Raw genomic sequence first — 16,130 nt, 5'->3', positions numbered from 1 at the left:
TGGGGGCGGTTGGCATCGAAAGGGGCCATCGGTCAGCCGGTTGCGGCACTGGCTGTTGTAGCGGGCCGGGCGGCGGTCGGGGCCAGCCGCAGCCTGCCCACGCGCTCGCCGAGGATGCGCCTGGCTTCGCCGCCGAGCAGGTCGTCGCTGATGAGTTCATCGGCCTCCTCAAGGGCGGCGATGGTGCTGATGCCGAGCGTGCCCCACTTGGTATGGTCGGCCAGCACCACCACGCGACGGGCCGCCGCCACGAACGCCCGGTCGGTTTCGGCCTCCAGCACGTTCGGAGTGGTGAACCCGGCGTCGGCATCCACTCCGTGCACGCCCAGGTACAGCACGTCCAGGTGCAGCTGCCTGAGGGAGGATGTGGCCAGCGGGCCCACCAGCGCGTCCGAGGGCGTGCGCTCGCCGCCGGTCAGGATCACAGTGGACGGCGAAGACCCCTGGTGGAACACGCTCGCAATCCGCACCGAGTTGGTGACCACCGTGATCCGTGGACCGGCGGACAACAGCTGGGCGAGTGCCCAGGTGGTGGTGCCCGCGCTGAGCCCCACCGCCATTCCCTCGCGCACCTGGGCGGCAGCCTCCCGCGCAATGGCCATCTTTTCGTCCTTGAGCTGGGTCACCTTCAGCTCAAAACCCGGCTCGTGGGTACTTGCTCCGCCCGGCAGTTTGGCCCCGCCGTGGATTTTCTCCACGGCGCCTGCCACGTCAAGGGCGTCGATGTCCCGCCGCACCGTCATCAGGGAAACCCCCAGCATCCTCGCCAGGTCCGCAACGCGGACGATCCGCTCACGCTGGACCTCGGCGAGGATGGCTGAGTGACGGGCCGCGGCGAGCATGTGCAGTCCCTACCGGCTTGACTGGTTCGATTGGCTTGACTGTGCCGACGGGCTTGCGGCGGTGCCCACCAGCTGGACGGCAGCAGAACGGACGACGGCGACGCCACCGGCCGCGAGCCCCAGCCCGCCGCTGAGCTCAGCACCCGTCAGGACATCAACACCTTCCAGCGGCAGCCGAACGTCCGCACTTCCATGGTTGATGCAGAACGTCCAGTCGGTCCCGTCCTTGCTGCGCCGGACAACTTCGACATCCGCCGGCAGGTCCGGAACCAGCGGCTGCACCCCCGCGTCCGCACAGATGAGGGTGACCAGTTCGCCCAGGCCATCCGGCGCAAGCGAGGTGGCCACATAGTAGGCGCGGCCGCTTCCGGCGCTGTTGCGGGTCACAGCCGGGGAACCCGCCGTCGGCCCCTCCGCCACGGCCGCGAGGACCTCGGCGGTGGTGGCGCTGCCGAGTTCGTTCCAGCAGTTGCCCGCACCGAAGCCGCTGAGCAGGACGTTTTCCCCGGCCCGCAGCGGAAAGAACTCCTCCATCTGCACGCCCAGCAGGCCGCTGAAGGCTCCGGGGTAGCCGCCGAGCCTGATGTGGTCGTTTTCGTCCACGATTCCGGAGAAATAGGTCACCACCAGATGGCCGCCCGAGCGTACATACCCGTCCAGGTTGGCCACACCCGCAGCGGTGAGCAGGTACTGCATGGGGGCCACCACCAGCCGGTAGCCGGAAAGGTCGTCGGTGCTCCGGACGAAGTCCGTGGGAATGCCGGCGCGGTAGAACGCATCATGCCAGCGCCGGGTTTCGGCGATGTTCGAGGCATCCACGCTCGGGTGCGAGTCCAGCTCGGAGGCCCAGCGGGCGTCGGTGTCGTGCAGGATGGCGACGTCCACGCGGCCGGAGGCGCCGGTGACCACCGAGCCGCTGACTTCGGCCAGGCTGCGCAGCGCCTGGCCAAGCTGCACCACTTCGCGCCACACCTTGGTCTCGGTGCCTGCGTGGGGCAGCAGACCGGAGTGGAACTTCTCGGCGCCGGCACGCGAGGCCCGCCACTGGAAGAAGAGCGCCCCGTCCGCCCCGCGGGCAACGTGCTGCAGCGAATTGCGCAGCATCTCGCCGGGAGCTTTGGCGATGTTGCGCGGCTGCCAGTTCACGGCCGACGTCGAATGTTCCATCAGCAGCCACGGTTTGCCCTTGGCCCAGCCGCGGGTGAGGTCCGCCGTCGCTGCCAGCTCCTGGAAGTTCCGCAGGTCTTCGGCGATGAGGTAGTGGTCGTTGGAGACCACATCCATCTCCTCCGACCAGCGCCAGTAGTCCACCGGCTGGTGCAGGCCCATGTTGAAACCCATGAAGTTGGTGGTGACCGGGTGCCCGGAGTGCGAGCGAATGATGGCCGCCTCGGCTTTGTAGCATTCAAGTAATTCGTCGGAAGAGTAGCGGGCGAAATCCAGCTGCTGCGTCGGGTTGACCCACGTCCCGGAGGTGCGCGGGGGAATGACTTCCTCCCACGCCGAGTACCGCTGGGACCAGAACGCGGTGCCCCAGGCGGCATTGAGGGCGTCGAGGCTTCCATATCGACGCTCCAGCCAGCGGCGGAAACCGGCGGCCGCGCCGTCGGAGAAGTCCGGCTGGTTGTGGCAGCCGTACTCGTTGTGGACGTGCCACATCACGACGGCGGGATGGTCCTTGTAGCGGTTGGCGATCTGTTCGGTGAGGGCCGCGGCTGCCCGCCGGTAGTCGGCGCTGGAGGCAGCGAAGGCCTGCCGGGAACCGTAACTGTGCCTCACGCCGTCGGCCGTTACCGGCAGCGACTTCGGGTACTTGTGGCTGAACCACGGCGGCGGTGAGGCGGTGGCGTTCGCCAGGTCTACCCGCACGCCGTTGGCGTGCAGCAGGTCCAGGATCCGGTCCAGCCAGCCGAACTCGTAGACGCCTTCGGAGGGTTCCAGCAGCGACCAGCTGAAGATTCCCACGCTGACCAGGTTGACGCCGGCCTCGCGCATCAGCCGGACGTCCTCTTCCCACGTCTCCTCGGGCCACTGTTCGGGGTTGTAGTCGCCGCCGAAGGCCAGCATCGGTGAGCCTTCGGAGCCGAGGCGGGCGGTGATGTAATCCATGGAAGCGTTGTGGTGGTTGGTGGGGTTGTCCACGTTTATCCTTTGCTGGAGCCGAGCGTCAGACCGGCTACGAAGTGTCGCTGGAGCAGGAGGTAGATGACCAGTGCCGGGATCGCCGTGATCATGGCGCCGGCGGCGATGAGGTTGTAGTTGGACAGGAACTGGCCCTGGAGGTTGTTGACGGCCGTGGTGAGCGGGAGCCGGTCGCCGCTCTGCAGGAAGAGCAGCGGCCAGAAGAAGTCGTTGTAGATGAAGATGACTTCAAGGGTGCCCATGGCGGCCAGGGCGGGCCGGCACAGCGGCATGATGATGCTCCAGTACTGGCGCCAGATCCCGGCCCCGTCCACCAGGGCAGCCTCGGTGAGCTCAGGGGACAGCGCCTTCATGTAGTTGGAGAGGACGAACGTCACGAAGCCGATCTGGAACGCCGTGTCCACGGCGATGACGCTGATGTACGTGTTGAGCAGGCTCCCGGAATCGCTGACGCTGTAGGGCAGCGGCAGCAGTTTGAACATTTCGAACAGCGGTGCGGCGAGGACCTGCGGCGGCAGGAGGTTGCCGGCGGTGAACATGATCAGCAGCGTGATGTTGAACTTCCAATTGACCCGGCTCACGGCGAACGCCATCATCGACGCGAAGAACAGCACCAGGATGACGGACGGGACGGTGATCAGGGCGGAGTTCCACGCGTACTGGGCGAACCCGCCCTGGGTCCACGCCTGGCTGAAGTTGTCGAAGTTGAAGGACCCTCCGAAACTGAAGTAGCCGTATTTGTCCGTGTCCGCCTTCGGCCGCAGGGCGGTGAAGATGGTCCAGACCAGGGGGATGAGCCACATCGCGGCGAGCACAATAAGGAACAGGTGGAGGCCGTAGCGGGGCTTGCCGCGCTTGGCGCCGGCCGGCTGGCCGGACCCGCTGCGGGTTGGGTGCCCGGTGGGCGAACCGTCCGCAGCGGGGGCATCCATGGGCTGTACGATGCTCATGCTTCTTTGTCCTTTCCGAACGCCCGGGACAGGTAGAACGTGATGGGTACCAGGGAAATGACAAGGAGGATGACGGCCAGCGCCGACCCGACGCCGATCACCTGGCCTTCGCCCACCAGGTTTTGGATGACCAGGGCGCTGATGAGTTCCAGGCCGTTGGTGCCGCGGTTGATGACGTAGACGATGTCGAAGGCCCGGAGGGACTCGATCACAGTGATCACGATGATGATGACGTTGACGGGGCGCATGGCCGGGAAGATTACCCGGAAGAAGGTCTGCACGGCGTTGGCGCCGTCAATCTGCGCCGCTTCGCGCAGGGTGGGGTCCACGCCCTTGAGGCCGGCCAGGTACAGGATCATGACGTAGCCTGCGTGCCGCCAGGTCGCGGCGATGAGCGCGGCCCAGATGTTGACGCCGGAATCGCCGAACCAGTCCACGGCGTGCGGCGTACCCGCCGTGCCGAGCAGGAAGTTCAGGAGCCCGCTGTCGCGGTTGTAGAAGAGCTGCCAGATGACGCCGATCAGTGCCAGGGAGAGCATCACCGGGGTGAAGAAGATGCTCTGATAGATCCTGGTGCCGCGGATGTTCTGGTCCAGCAGGATGGCCAGCAGGAGTCCCAGCGGCGTCGCGATCACGGCGAGGAACAGCAGCCACAGCACGTTGTGCTGCACGGCGGGCCAGAACGGCGGGTAGTTCTCGGCGATGAACTCGTAGTTGCTGGTCCCGGCGGGCTTGATGTCGTCCAGGCTCAGGCCGTTCCACCGGGTGAAGGACAACGCCGCCGAGAGCAGCGTGGGGATCCAGACCAGGACCAGTTGGATCAGGGTGGGCAGGCCCACCATGAAACCCAGGACCCACTTATCGCGGCGGGAAAGCCGCCGGACCCGCCCAGTGCGGGGGGCGGCTGTGCGCCGCACCCCGCCGGGGCTCGTTTTGGAAAGTGTACTCACGGGAAGATATTCCTTAGTGCCGGATCGTGGTGGCCTGGGCGTCCGCTACTGGGCCGCGTAAAGCGACTTGGCCTGGGCTTCCAGGTTCTTGACGTCAACGCTGCCGTCCTTGATGAACGACTGCAGCGCCGGGATCATGACGTTGTTTGCCATGGCGGGCAGGGCGTCCCGGTCGAAGAACTGGCTGATGCTCTTGGCATTGGTGATGACGTCGGCCATTTTCTTGCTCAGGGGCGTGAACTTGGACGTATCGGCTCCCTTGGCGGTGGCAATGTTCGAGCTGTCCACGGCTGCATAGGCATCCTGCCCCTCGGGCGTGCCGAGGAACGCCAGGAAGTCCCTGGCGGACTGGTTCTCGCCGCCCTTCTTGGACAGCAGGAGACCATCGATAGGGGCCTCGACGGCGTCCCGGCCTTCCATTGCCACTTCCGGGAACGGGAAGAAATCGATGTCGTCGGCCACGGCCTTGTCGGTGAACTGCTGGGTGAGGAAGGACCCCAGCAGGTACATCCCGGATTTTTTGTCGCCGAGGTTCTTGGCGGAGTCCTGCCAGGTCATGCCGAGGGCGTTGGGGTTCTGGAAGGGGAGGAGCGCCTTCCAGGTGTCGAAGACATCGCTGACCTTCTTCTGGTCCCAGGATTCCTTGTGCGCCGTGAGGTCCATATGGAACTGGTAACCGTTCAAACGCATGTTTAGGTAGTCGAAGGTGCCCATCGCCGGCCAGCCGTCCTTGTCGGCAAATTCGATCGGGATAAGGCCGTCTGCCTGCATTTTCTTGGCCAGCGCCGTCAGGGCATCGAAGGTGGTGGGAACCTCATAGCCCTTGTCGGCCCAGAGGCTCTTCCGGTAGAAGAAGCCCCAGGGGTAGTTGTAGTTGGGGACGAAGTACATCTTGCCGTCGGCGCCGGTGGATGCCTTCTTCATGGCATCGGAGTAGTTGCCGCCGATCTTTTCCCACACGTCGTCGATCGGGGCCAGGAGGCCTTTGCCGGCGTAGTACTGCATGCGGTAGCCGGCAAACCAGGTGAAGGTATCGTCCGGGCTGCCCTGGAGGTAGGTGTTGATCTTGTTCTGGAAGTCATTGTGGGGCACCACGTTGGTGTTGACGGTGACGCCGGACTTCTTGGTGAACGCATCCGTGACCGCCTTATAGGCCGCCTTGGGCACTTCATCCGAAGAACCCGACCCGAAAGATACCGTCTTGCTGCCGGTGCCCCCGCCCGAGGGGCCGCTACCACCGGTGCACGCCGCCAGCATCGGGGCGCTGGCAATGGCAAAGGCGCCTGCGCCAAACGTCTTCAGCAGCGTCCGCCTGTCCCACCCGCCCTGGCTGGAAGCCCTGCGCAATGCGTCCTCGTGCATGGTCATGATTTCTCCTTCGAAACAGTGCGGGTGGTGTGAAGCATCTCACAGTGATATCTATCATAAACGCACAATAAGGAACGTCAAGAGGCAAAGCCGAACATTATGGAAAGGTGCAGTGGAGCCGACTACGGATTTACAAAGACGCAATCACGGGGACTTTTGCGGGAAACCGGGACGGCGGAGAATTGGGAGAGCGGCTGCAGTCCCGGCCGTTTCCGCTGGAAGGGTTATGCAAATGCCTACTCCGTTCAACCAGAGCGTGGCGGATACCGCGCTCCTGACCAAGTCCCTGCCACTGGGCCTGCTCCGCGCATTCGTCCAGTCAGATGCCGCAGACGAAGGGCTCACCCCCACGCTGCTGGCAGAACTCAAAGTCCTGGCGCGGGTCCCCGGGTTGCTGGTGGCCTGCAACTACGGCGGCACCCTGTGCGATGCCGAAGGAATCTCAACCGAAACCCTGCCGTTGGGCAGCGCCGCGATCGCGCTTCGCGCCCTGGCCGCCCTCCCCAACACCCATGCCGCCGTCATCTCGGGGCGCTCGCTGCGTGATCTCGCCGCCGTCTCCCGCCTCCCCGCGGAAGTCCATCTGGTGGGCTCGCACGGTGCCGAAGCTGACATGCAGTTCGCCCACATCCAGCCGCTGGCCACTGAGATGATCCTCCAGAAAGTCAGCACCGCCCTGTCCGAAGCCGTGGGCTTCCAGGAAGGTGTCTGGATTGAACGCAAGCCGGTTGCGGTCTCCGTGCACACCCGTCCGGCGGCGCCGGATGTTGTGGAGGCCGTGACGGACACTGCCCGGGACATCGCGCGGGACAACGGCCTGTTCTTCATCGTGGACGGGTCGGTGCTGGACCTCTCCGTGGTGGAGCCGTCGAAGGCCGACGCCCTGGAAAGCCTCCGGTCCCGGCTTGGCGCCAGCGCTGCACTGTACGCCGGCGATGCCTACAGTGATGAATTGGCCATCGCCACCCTCCGCGGCCCTGACCTGGGCGTGCACGTCGGGCCGGGGGATACCCGCGCCGAACACCGGCTCCGTGACCCGGAATCGTTTGCCCGGGTCCTGGCCATCCTGTTCGAGCTCAGGCGCGCGTGGCTGTTCGGTGAAGACGCTGTGGGCCTCGAGCGGCACACCTTGATGGGCAACGGATCCTCCACTGCGCTGCTCACCCCGGACGCGAAAATCTGCTGGATGAGCCACCCACTGCCGGATTCGGGTTCGCTTTTCGCCCACATCCTTGGCGGCGATGCCGCCGGGCACTTCTCCGTGGAACCGGTCAAGGGATCGCCGGTGCTGGGCCAGCGGTATGTGGACAGCACCATGATCGTGGAAACCCGGTGGGCGGACGTGACCGTCACGGACTACCTGGAACCGGCCCCCGAAGGAATTACCAGCCTGGTCCGGGTCCTTTCCGGAACCGGCGCCGCCAGGATTGTCTTTGCGCCGCGGCCGGATTACGCCAATGTGCCGTTCAGCATGGAGGCCCGCGGCGACGAACTGCATATTGTGGGCACGGCTGATCCCATTGTCCTTTCCGCGCCGGGCGTCAGCTTTGTGATCAGCTCCGACGGACGCCATGCGACGGCCACGGCCACAGTGAACCTGCAGGACGGGCCAAGAATCCTCAACCTCCGCTGCGGGGACACGGAACCCAGTGCCGCGGACCCGGACGGAGAGGTGGGCCGGCGTGCAGGGGTGGCCCTGGACTCCCGCCGCTGGGTCCAGGACCTGGAACTGCCGGCCGTGAAGCCGTCGCTGGTCCGACGCTCCGCGCTCGTGTTGCGCGCCTTGGTTCATGAGCCGACAGGCGCCGTGCTGGCCGCGCCCACCACATCCCTGCCGGAGGGGATCGGCGGGACGCGGAACTGGGACTACCGGTACTGCTGGCTGCGGGACGGCTCCATGACCGTGAACGCACTGGTGGACCTGGGCTCAACGGCGGAGGCCCTCGGCTTCCTGACCTGGCTGGGCCGGATCCTGGAGCACGCGCCCGGCCCGGAGTGGCTGCATCCGCTGTATTCGGTCACCGGCGCGCAGCTGTCCACCGAGGCTGTCATCGACAGCCTGCCCGGCTACGCGGGCTCCCGTCCGGTCCGGATCGGGAACGCCGCCGACCACCAGGTCCAGCTGGACGTCTTTGGACCGGTGGCCGAACTCATCGCCGCGCTCAGCGAGCGGACCGGCACCCTGGCGGATGACCACTGGGAACTGATGGTGAAGATGGCGTCCGCCGTGCTGGCCCGCTGGCATGAGGCGGACCACGGCATCTGGGAAGCCCGGCGCCCGCCGCGGCACCACGTGTACAGCAAGGTGATGTGCTGGGTGACGCTGGACCGGGCACTTAGGACTGCCGCCCGGTTCGGCAGGACGCCGGAGCCCGCGTGGGAGCCCACGGCGCAGGCCATCCGTGACGAGGTGCTGCGTGAGGGCTGGGACGACTCGGCGCGCTCCTACACGGTTGCCTACGACAGCCCGGACCTGGATGCGGCCGTCCTGCACATCGGGCTGTCCGGGCTGCTGGACACCCACGACCAGCGCTTCCTGGACACGGTCACGGCCGTGGAACGCGAACTCCGGGTGGGGCCCACCGTGTTCCGGTACAGGTACGACGACGGCCTGCCGGGTCTGGAGGGCGGCTTCCACATCTGCACCACCTGGCTCATTGAGGCGTACGTTGCGGTGGGCCGGATCGAGGAGGCCTGGGACCTGTTCGATCAGCTGGTGAACCTTTTCGGTCCCACCGGGTTGCTCCCGGAGGAGTACGACCCCAGCAGCGAAACGCACCTCGGGAACCATCCGCAGGCCTACTCGCACCTGGGCTTCATTCGTTGCGCCCGGCTCCTGGACAGGCACCAGGGGAGAAGGTAGTGGCCACGGCGCAGGGTCCTTAGAGTGGAGATAATAAGGGCCCCTGCGAGGGACACCGAGACCGGGACGGGACCGAGCGATGACAGACCAAGCACAAGGAGTGGGGTTCCGTTCCGAGCGGGGGCCCATTCTCATTGCCCTGATGCTCGCTACGGGACTCGTTGCCATTGATGCCACCATCGTGGCCACCGCAGTCCCCTCCATCGTGGCCGACGTCGGCGGGTTCTCCTCATTTCCCTGGCTCTTCTCCGCGTATCTTCTGGCACAGGCCGTCTCCGTGCCCATTTACGGGAAGCTGTCAGACATGGTGGGCCGCAAACCGATCATCCTGGCCGGCATCGGCCTCTTCCTGCTGGGTTCGGTGCTTTGCGGAATCGCCTGGAGCATGCCTGCCCTGATCGCGTTCCGTGCACTGCAGGGCCTGGGGGCCGGGGCCGTCCTTCCGGTGGCCGTCACCATCGCCGGCGACATCTACTCCCTGGAGGAGCGCGCCAGGGTCCAGGGTTACCTGGCAAGCGTCTGGGCGGTTTCCTCAGTGGTGGGGCCCACCCTTGGCGGAATGTTCGCGTCCCTGGGCCTGTGGCGCGGGATCTTCCTGGTCAATGTTCCGCTGTGCGTCCTGGCGGGCTGGATGCTGGTCCGGGCGCTGCACGAGAACATCGAACGCGCCCGGCACCGGGTGGACTATCCGGGGGCAGCCCTGTTGGCCGGTTCACTGGGCCTGCTCATCCTCGGAGCCCTGGAGGGCGGCCAGGCGTGGGCCTGGAATTCGCCGCCCAGCGTTGCGGCCTTCGGAATCGGCGGGGTGCTCCTGGTCCTCTTTCTTGTGGTTGAACGGCGTGCAGCGGAGCCGGTCCTGCCGCCGTGGGTCGTGTCCCGGCGCCTCCTTGCCAGCACTGCACTGGTTTCCTTCGGCGTTGGAACCATCATGATCGGGCTGACCTCCTATGTGCCCACCTACCTGGACGGGGCGCTGTCCACTTCGCCGCTGGTGGCCGGCCTGGCGCTCGCAGCGCTGACGATCGGCTGGCCGATCAGTGCATCACAGGCCGGGCGTTTCTACCTGCGGATCGGCTTCAAGGCGACCGCACTGATCGGCATCGCTGTCTCCGTCGTGGGGCTGGCTGTTCTGACCTTCACCTCCGCCACGCCCAACGTGGCGCTGATCGCCGTCAGTTGCTTCGTGGTGGGACTTGGCCTGGGGCTGGTGGCCACACCCACCCTGATCGCTGCCCAGTCAAGCGTTCCGTGGAACCAACGCGGGGTGGTGACCAGCACCAACCTGTTTGCCCGATCCATCGGCAGCGCGCTTGGCGTGGCAGTGTTCGGCGCGGTGGCCAACGCCATCTATGCCGGCAGCGCCGGCGGGCACGGCGATGAACACACCGTGGTGGTCGCGTCCGGTGCCGTCTTCCTCACGGTGCTCGCCGGTGCAGTGCTGACCGTCGCTGCCGTGATCGCGATGCCCGCCGGCATGCAAGCCCGCGATGCGACGGTCCATGTCGAGGGGGACGTCGGGGAGGACGTCGGAGCGGATGCCGAAGCGCACGTCGAAACGGACGCCGAAGAGCATAGGGCCCGGCGCCGCTTGCCCTGACCGGCCGCCCAGCCCCGCTAGCGTGAGGCGGAGAAGATTTGGGGCGCCGGCCGGGTGCCGGTGGCAAGGTCCGCGAGGATCCGCCCCACCACCGGGGTGAACTTGAATCCGTGGCCGGAGAAACCCGCGCCGATAACCACCGGGCCGATCCGGTCAAGGATGAAGTCCTCGTCCGGTGTGGTGGTGTAGGTGCAGCTGATTGGCTCGAAGGAATCAGCGTCGACGCCGGGCAGCCAGGTCCGCGCATACTCCTGCAGCGCGGCGAGCTGGACGGGTTCCGGCAGGAAGGACCGCCTGTCCGGATCCACCACGGGGCCAACCCCGTGCCAGCCCGCCTTGATGCCTTCACCGGGCGTCTGCATCCCGTACACCGGTGAGTACCAGTCCTGGTAGGCGCCGCCGGGCCCGGGCGTGTGGTTGAAGCCGGGCCACACGGCCAGTTCATCTGCGATCTGGAAATGTGCAGGCTGTTCCTGTGTCACCGTGAGCCGGGGGATGCGCAGCTTCCGGCGGCCTGCGGCGCCGGACAGCAGTTTCTCCGTCCACGCACCGGCGGTCACTATGGCCTGCGCGGCGGTGACCACCTCGGTGGTGCCGGCGGCAGGGGGGACCATGTCCGCGACGCCGGGCATCGCAGCCCCGCGCGTCCCGCCCTCGGATATCCCGCCGTCGGCGGTCTCCAACGTGAGCCGCACGCCGTCGTCCATAATTTCCAGGTCCAGCACCTTGGTGTGGTGCCGGATCTCTGCTCCTCGGGCGGCGGCGAGCCGCTGGAAAGCGGGGAGCGCGGCCTCCGGGTTCAACTGGCCGCCGTCGGGCATGTGGAGCACCTGCTGGTCGAAGCGGATGCCCTGCCACCGCTCGGCGGCCTCTTCCGGGCGGAGCGGCTCAGCCCGGATACCCGCCTCCGTGAGTGCGGCCTGAACCAGGGGAAGCCGCGGATCAGGACCATGGTTGACGATCCCTGTCCGGTTAAGCAGGCGCTCGCCGCTGTCCTGCTCAAGTTCGTCCCAGAGGGCAATCACCTCGGCCAGCATGGCCACATACTCCGGCCGGTGATAGCCCGGGTTCAGGTTCCTGGTGCTGCCGTGTGAAGCCCCGTTGTGGTGGCCCGGCCCGAACTGTTCCAGCAGGGTGACCTGCCGCCCGCGGCGGGCCAGCGCCCAGGCGGCCGCGGAGCCCATTGCGCCGCCGCCAATCACAACAGTGTCCAGCATTGTTCCCATGTGGCTCCTCAGGGTCCGTTCGGTTGGCAGCGGGGTCAGTTCGCAGCGGGTTAATTCAGCAAGGTCAGTTCAGAGAGTTCGGAGCACGGGTCAGTTCAGCAGCAGGGCCACGCCGATCATGGCAGGTACGGCCACCACCGTGGTGATCAGGACGGTGTCCTTGGCCACGGTGAGGCCGGTGGAGTAGCGGCTGGCGGCAACAAAAACGTTCTGCGCCGTGGGGAGGGAGGAAACCACTACCACCGCGAACAGGGCGTGGCCGTCGAGGCCCAGCACGAAGCGGGCAAAAAGGTAGGCAATGGCCGGCTGCACCACCAGCTTGAAGATGCTGGCCAGGATGGTGTCCAGCCGCCTGGCGGCGGCGGCCTGCAGGGGCCTGCTGCCGTGGAGGCTCATGCCGAACGCGATCAGCATGGCAGGGATGGCCGCGCCGCCGATCAGGTGGATGGGTTCCAAAATGAGGGCAGGGACCTGCCACTTCATCCCGGCCACCAGCAGGCCCAGCGCGGACCCCACAATCATCGGGTTCCTGAGGATCATGAGGATAAAGCCCACCAGCGTAGTGCGGTGGCTGCTGGTGCTGGCATCCAGGATCATCAGGAAAAGCGGGGTGAAGAAGGCCAGTTGGAAGATCAGCAGCGGCGCCACGTAACTGGCGTCGCCCAGTACATAGACGGCAATGGGGATGCCCAGGTTGGCGGAGTTGGCCAGGGATGCCGCCATCGCGGACATCAGCGCCTCCGGCAGGGCACGCTTCAGGACGAACTTCACGATGCTGAAGAACACCAGGGCGCTGGAGATGGCCGCCACCGCGGTCACCAGCAGCGGCTCGGCGAAGACCTCCCGCAGCTGTGCCTTGCTCAGGGTTTCGAACAGGAGGGCCGGGCTGGCGACGAAGAACGTGAGGGCGCTGAGGACCTGGCGGGCGTTCTCGCCCAGGATCCGCTGCCGGCCCGCAAACCAGCCCACCATGATGATGGCCCAGACCACAAAAAAGCCCTGCAGCACGCCTACCACTGGCAGCCTCCGAGGGTGCGGGGGCGGGGTGTGCCGGGACTCACGCTCCGGTTACAGGACGGCGTTATTCAGGGCGTGCGGCGGGCGCATCAGGCCCGGGGTGTGGCCCTCTGCCGGATCGTTGCCGATCTGGACGATCCGGTTGTCCTTGTCCACATGGACAACCTTGGGATCATAGGCCGCGGCCTCCTCCGACGTCATCTGGGCATACGTGATCAGGATTACGATGTCGTTCTCGTGCATCAGGTGCGCAGCCGCCCCGTTGATGCCGATCACGCCCGAGCCGCGCTCGCCCGCAATGGTATAGGTCTCCAGGCGCGCACCGTTCGTGACGTCCACGATTGCCACGAGCTCGCCCGGCAGAATATCGGCAGCCTCAAGGAGGTCCAGGTCAACGGTGACCGAACCTACGTAGTGGAGGTCAGCGTGCGTGACGGTGGCCCGGTGGATTTTGGACTTGAACATTGTGCGATTCATAAGGAGTCCAGTCTATCGCCGGGCTCCCGCGTTGCGCTGTGACGTACTAAACACGGACGCGCGTACGACGGCGGCTGCCGGACCGCCGTCGTCCGTCACCGCCGTCGTTCGTCACCGCTCCGACGGTCCGCTGACTGACGCGGCGGTGGCGGCCAGCGTTTTCCGGGCGGCGAGGATGGCGGGCCGGGACGCGCTGGAGCGGCGCACCGAGGTGAACACGGTGCGGTGCGGATCACCGGGCAGATCCAGCAGCTTTGCGGTGGTGCCGCGGCCGGTCCAGACGAGGTCCGGCATCAGGGCCACCGCGTTGCCGGACTCGATCAGCCTGATCTGGGCCTGCAGGTCGGCCGTTTCGAACCGCACATCAGGCTCGAATCCCGCGCTCCGGCAGGCCTGCTCCGCCCAATGGCGGGAGGCGGCGCCGCGGGGTTCCATGACCCAGGGGAGCGCCGCAGTGTCCTCGAGCGCGCGGATGGCGGGACCGCCGTCGGGCGTTGGCGGAACGGCGAGGCGGATGGCGTCGGTGGTCAGTTTGACGCGGTCCAGTTCCGGGTAGCGCGGCGCGGCGTGGCCAGGGTACTGCTCGGCAATCACCAGGTCGAAATCGCGTGCCCAGGTCTCGTGCAGGGCAGTTTCCGGTTCCCGCTGCGTCATTTCGATCCGGACCTCCGGGTACTCCGCCGTCATGCGCGTCAGGGTTTCCGGCATCAGGGCAAGCGCCGCGGACTGGAAGACGGCGATCCGCACCGTTCCCGTGACGGTAGTCAGCGACGCCGCCAGGTCCGCCTCGGCCTGTTCCAGGGTCTCGAGCAGCTGGGCGGTATGGGCCACCAGGACTTCCGCCTGCGGCGTCAGCTGGACGCGGCGCCCGGTCTTCCGGAGCAGCTCAACGCCCACTTCCTTTTCGAGCAGGGCCAGTTGCTGCGAGACCGACGACGGGCTGTACTGCAGTGCCTCCGCGACCTCCGCCAGCGTCCCCCGGATTTTCAGTTCGCGGAGCAGCCTGAGGCGCCGAACGTCGAGCATGGCCACATTCCTTGATGAATCTAATGAATATTGGTTAGAAGTAGTCACTTTATCTAATGCAATCCCGCTTGCATACTGGGATATCTGAGTTACCCCCGTCACAGCCCCCCGCAGCCAGTCGCCAGGGCGCCGTGTGGGGGCCGCACCCCACGCAGGAGTTCCTGATGAGCGCAAGAGACATGACCCAGTCGATCATGCGGCGCAAGCCCATCGACGATATCGAAGAAGAAAACAAGCACAGCGGACTGTTCAAGTCCCTCGGATTGTGGCAACTCACGGCCATCGGCGTCGGCGGCATTATCGGCGTCGGCATCTTCTCCCTCGCCGGGCTGGTGGCCGCGGGCAGCGGAGACAACCCGGGAGTGGGGCCAGCCGTGCTGATCTCGTTCCTGATCGCAGGCCTGGCATCCGCGGCAGCCGCGCTTTCCTATGCAGAGTTCGCCGGCATGATTCCCCGCGCCGGCTCCGCCTACACCTACGGCTACGTGGCGCTGGGCGAGGTGATCGGCTGGTTCATCGGCTGGGACCTGCTGCTGGAATACATCGCCATCGTGGCGGTGGTGGCCATCGGCATTTCCGGCTACCTTGACGCCTTCCTCGCAGGAATTGGCATCCACATGCCCGCGTGGATGACCTCCACCGTGGACGAAGGCAAGGGCGGCATCGTCAACATCCCCGCCATCCTGGTCTGCCTCCTGGTGACCTGGATCCTGTCCCGCGGCACCAAGGCCTTCGGCCGGTTCGAGCTGGTGGCCGTCGCCATCAAGGTGGTGCTGATCCTCTTCATCATCGGGCTGGGCGTCTTCTATATCGACACCAACAACTACAACCCGTTTATGCCCAGCGGCTTCGGTCCTGTGGTGGCAGGCTCGGCCACCGTGTTCTTCGCCGTGTTCGGGTACGACGCCATGAGTACCGCCGCGGAGGAAGCCACCGACGGCAAAAAGCACATGCCCAAGGCGATCGTGCTTTCGCTCATCGTGGCCATGCTGCTCTATGTTGCCGCCACCCTGGTGCTGACCGGCATGCAGAACTACAAGGACATCGACCCCAAGGCCGGCTTCGCGTCCGCTTTCACCTCCGTGGGCCTGCCGGTGGTCGCCACCATCATTTCGGTGTTCGCCGTCCTGTCCATCCTCACCGTGATGCTGACCTTCTTGCTGGGTGTCACCCGCGTCTGGTTCTCCATGAGCCGCGACGGGCTGCTCCCCGGTTGGTTCGCCAAGACGGACCGCCATGGCACGCCGCAGCGCGTCACCTGGATCGCCGGCGTCACGTCCGCGTTCCTGGCCGGGGTTTTCCCGATCAAGGAAGTGGCCGACCTGACCAACATCGGCATTCTGGCCGCCTTCGTGGTCGTCTGCCTGTCGGTCATCATCTTCCGCTACAAGAGGCCGGACGCTCCGCGCACCTTCCGGCTCCCGCTGATGCCCGTGGTCCCTGCCTTCGGCATCCTGTCCTCCGGGTTCCTCATGACCCAGCTGCCGTGGGAGACCTGGGTGCGGTTCGTCGTCTGGCTCATCGTGGGATTGGCGATCTATTTCTTCTACGGCCGCAAGCACTCGCTGATGAACCCGAACAGCCCGCGGCACGAGGAGATTGTGGAGATGCACCGCCCCCTCACCTGATCCCGCCCCGGCACCCTCTCTCACTACCTGCAGCAAATAACGGG

Annotated in this window: 12 protein-coding genes; 3 read left to right on the top strand and 9 right to left on the bottom strand. The window is 66.2% G+C overall.

Going from position 1 to position 16,130, the window contains the following annotated elements; genetic code table 11:
- Positions 1 to 32: 32 nt before the first annotated feature.
- From NQJ30_RS05410 to NQJ30_RS05390, 5 genes are read right to left on the bottom strand one after another with little or no spacing between them, the layout of a single operon-like run.
- Complete coding sequence (locus NQJ30_RS05410; protein WP_255768729.1) at positions 33 to 842, bottom strand: DeoR/GlpR family DNA-binding transcription regulator; 810 nt, start codon at positions 840 to 842, stop codon at positions 33 to 35.
- Between the two features lie 9 nt (positions 843 to 851).
- Positions 852 to 2,984 carry a beta-galactosidase gene (locus NQJ30_RS05405; RefSeq protein ID WP_255768728.1) on the bottom strand — a complete coding sequence of 711 codons (2,133 nt, stop codon included), beginning with the start codon at positions 2,982 to 2,984 and terminating at the stop codon, positions 852 to 854.
- Positions 2,985 to 2,986: 2 nt separating this feature from the next.
- The gene (locus NQJ30_RS05400) at positions 2,987 to 3,934 is read right to left on the bottom strand and encodes a carbohydrate ABC transporter permease (RefSeq protein ID WP_255768727.1); all 948 of its coding nucleotides are present in this window, start codon (positions 3,932 to 3,934) and stop codon (positions 2,987 to 2,989) included.
- Positions 3,931 to 4,884 (bottom strand): carbohydrate ABC transporter permease, encoded by a 954-nt coding sequence (locus NQJ30_RS05395; protein WP_255768726.1) that lies wholly within the window; start codon positions 4,882 to 4,884, stop codon positions 3,931 to 3,933. The genes NQJ30_RS05400 and NQJ30_RS05395 overlap by 4 nt, the downstream gene beginning before the upstream one ends.
- Before the next feature lie 45 nt (positions 4,885 to 4,929).
- Positions 4,930 to 6,252: an ABC transporter substrate-binding protein gene (locus NQJ30_RS05390; RefSeq protein ID WP_255768725.1), complete on the bottom strand. Its 1,323-nt coding sequence runs from the start codon at positions 6,250 to 6,252 to the stop codon at positions 4,930 to 4,932.
- Positions 6,253 to 6,484: 232 nt separating this feature from the next.
- Here NQJ30_RS05390 and NQJ30_RS05385 point away from each other — a divergent pair, with 232 nt between their 5' ends.
- Both NQJ30_RS05385 and NQJ30_RS05380 read left to right on the top strand, forming a co-directional pair.
- Positions 6,485 to 9,115 (top strand): trehalase-like domain-containing protein, encoded by a 2,631-nt coding sequence (locus NQJ30_RS05385; RefSeq protein ID WP_255768724.1) that lies wholly within the window; start codon positions 6,485 to 6,487, stop codon positions 9,113 to 9,115.
- Positions 9,116 to 9,194: 79 nt separating this feature from the next.
- Positions 9,195 to 10,712: an MDR family MFS transporter gene (locus NQJ30_RS05380; protein WP_255768723.1), complete on the top strand. Its 1,518-nt coding sequence runs from the start codon at positions 9,195 to 9,197 to the stop codon at positions 10,710 to 10,712.
- A gap of 17 nt (positions 10,713 to 10,729) precedes the next feature.
- On the opposite strand, the gene NQJ30_RS05375 is transcribed toward NQJ30_RS05380, so the two are convergent.
- From NQJ30_RS05375 to NQJ30_RS05360, 4 genes are all read right to left on the bottom strand, one after another.
- Positions 10,730 to 11,938, bottom strand: a complete 1,209-nt coding sequence (locus tag NQJ30_RS05375) for an FAD-dependent oxidoreductase (RefSeq protein ID WP_255768722.1) — start codon at positions 11,936 to 11,938, stop codon at positions 10,730 to 10,732.
- Positions 11,939 to 12,028: 90 nt separating this feature from the next.
- A complete protein-coding gene (locus NQJ30_RS05370) occupies positions 12,029 to 12,955 on the bottom strand; it encodes an AEC family transporter (protein WP_255768721.1) in 927 nt (308 codons plus the stop codon).
- Between the two features lie 51 nt (positions 12,956 to 13,006).
- Positions 13,007 to 13,432 (bottom strand): aspartate 1-decarboxylase, encoded by a 426-nt coding sequence (panD, locus tag NQJ30_RS05365; protein ID WP_255768720.1) that lies wholly within the window; start codon positions 13,430 to 13,432, stop codon positions 13,007 to 13,009.
- 111 nt (positions 13,433 to 13,543) lie between these two features.
- On the bottom strand, positions 13,544 to 14,458 hold the full coding sequence (locus tag NQJ30_RS05360) for a LysR substrate-binding domain-containing protein (RefSeq protein WP_255768719.1): 915 nt from the start codon (positions 14,456 to 14,458) through the stop codon (positions 13,544 to 13,546).
- A gap of 164 nt (positions 14,459 to 14,622) precedes the next feature.
- Between NQJ30_RS05360 and NQJ30_RS05355 the strand changes: the two genes are divergently transcribed.
- Positions 14,623 to 16,086 (top strand): amino acid permease, encoded by a 1,464-nt coding sequence (locus NQJ30_RS05355; RefSeq protein ID WP_255768718.1) that lies wholly within the window; start codon positions 14,623 to 14,625, stop codon positions 16,084 to 16,086.
- The last annotated feature ends 44 nt before the right edge of the window (positions 16,087 to 16,130 follow it).

This window comes from Pseudarthrobacter sulfonivorans, from assembly GCF_024391045.1.
GTDB lineage: Bacteria > Actinomycetota > Actinomycetes > Actinomycetales > Micrococcaceae > Arthrobacter > Arthrobacter sulfonivorans_B.
Note: the sequence above shows the minus strand (reverse complement) of the source record. Positions and strands in the feature narration are given on the sequence as shown.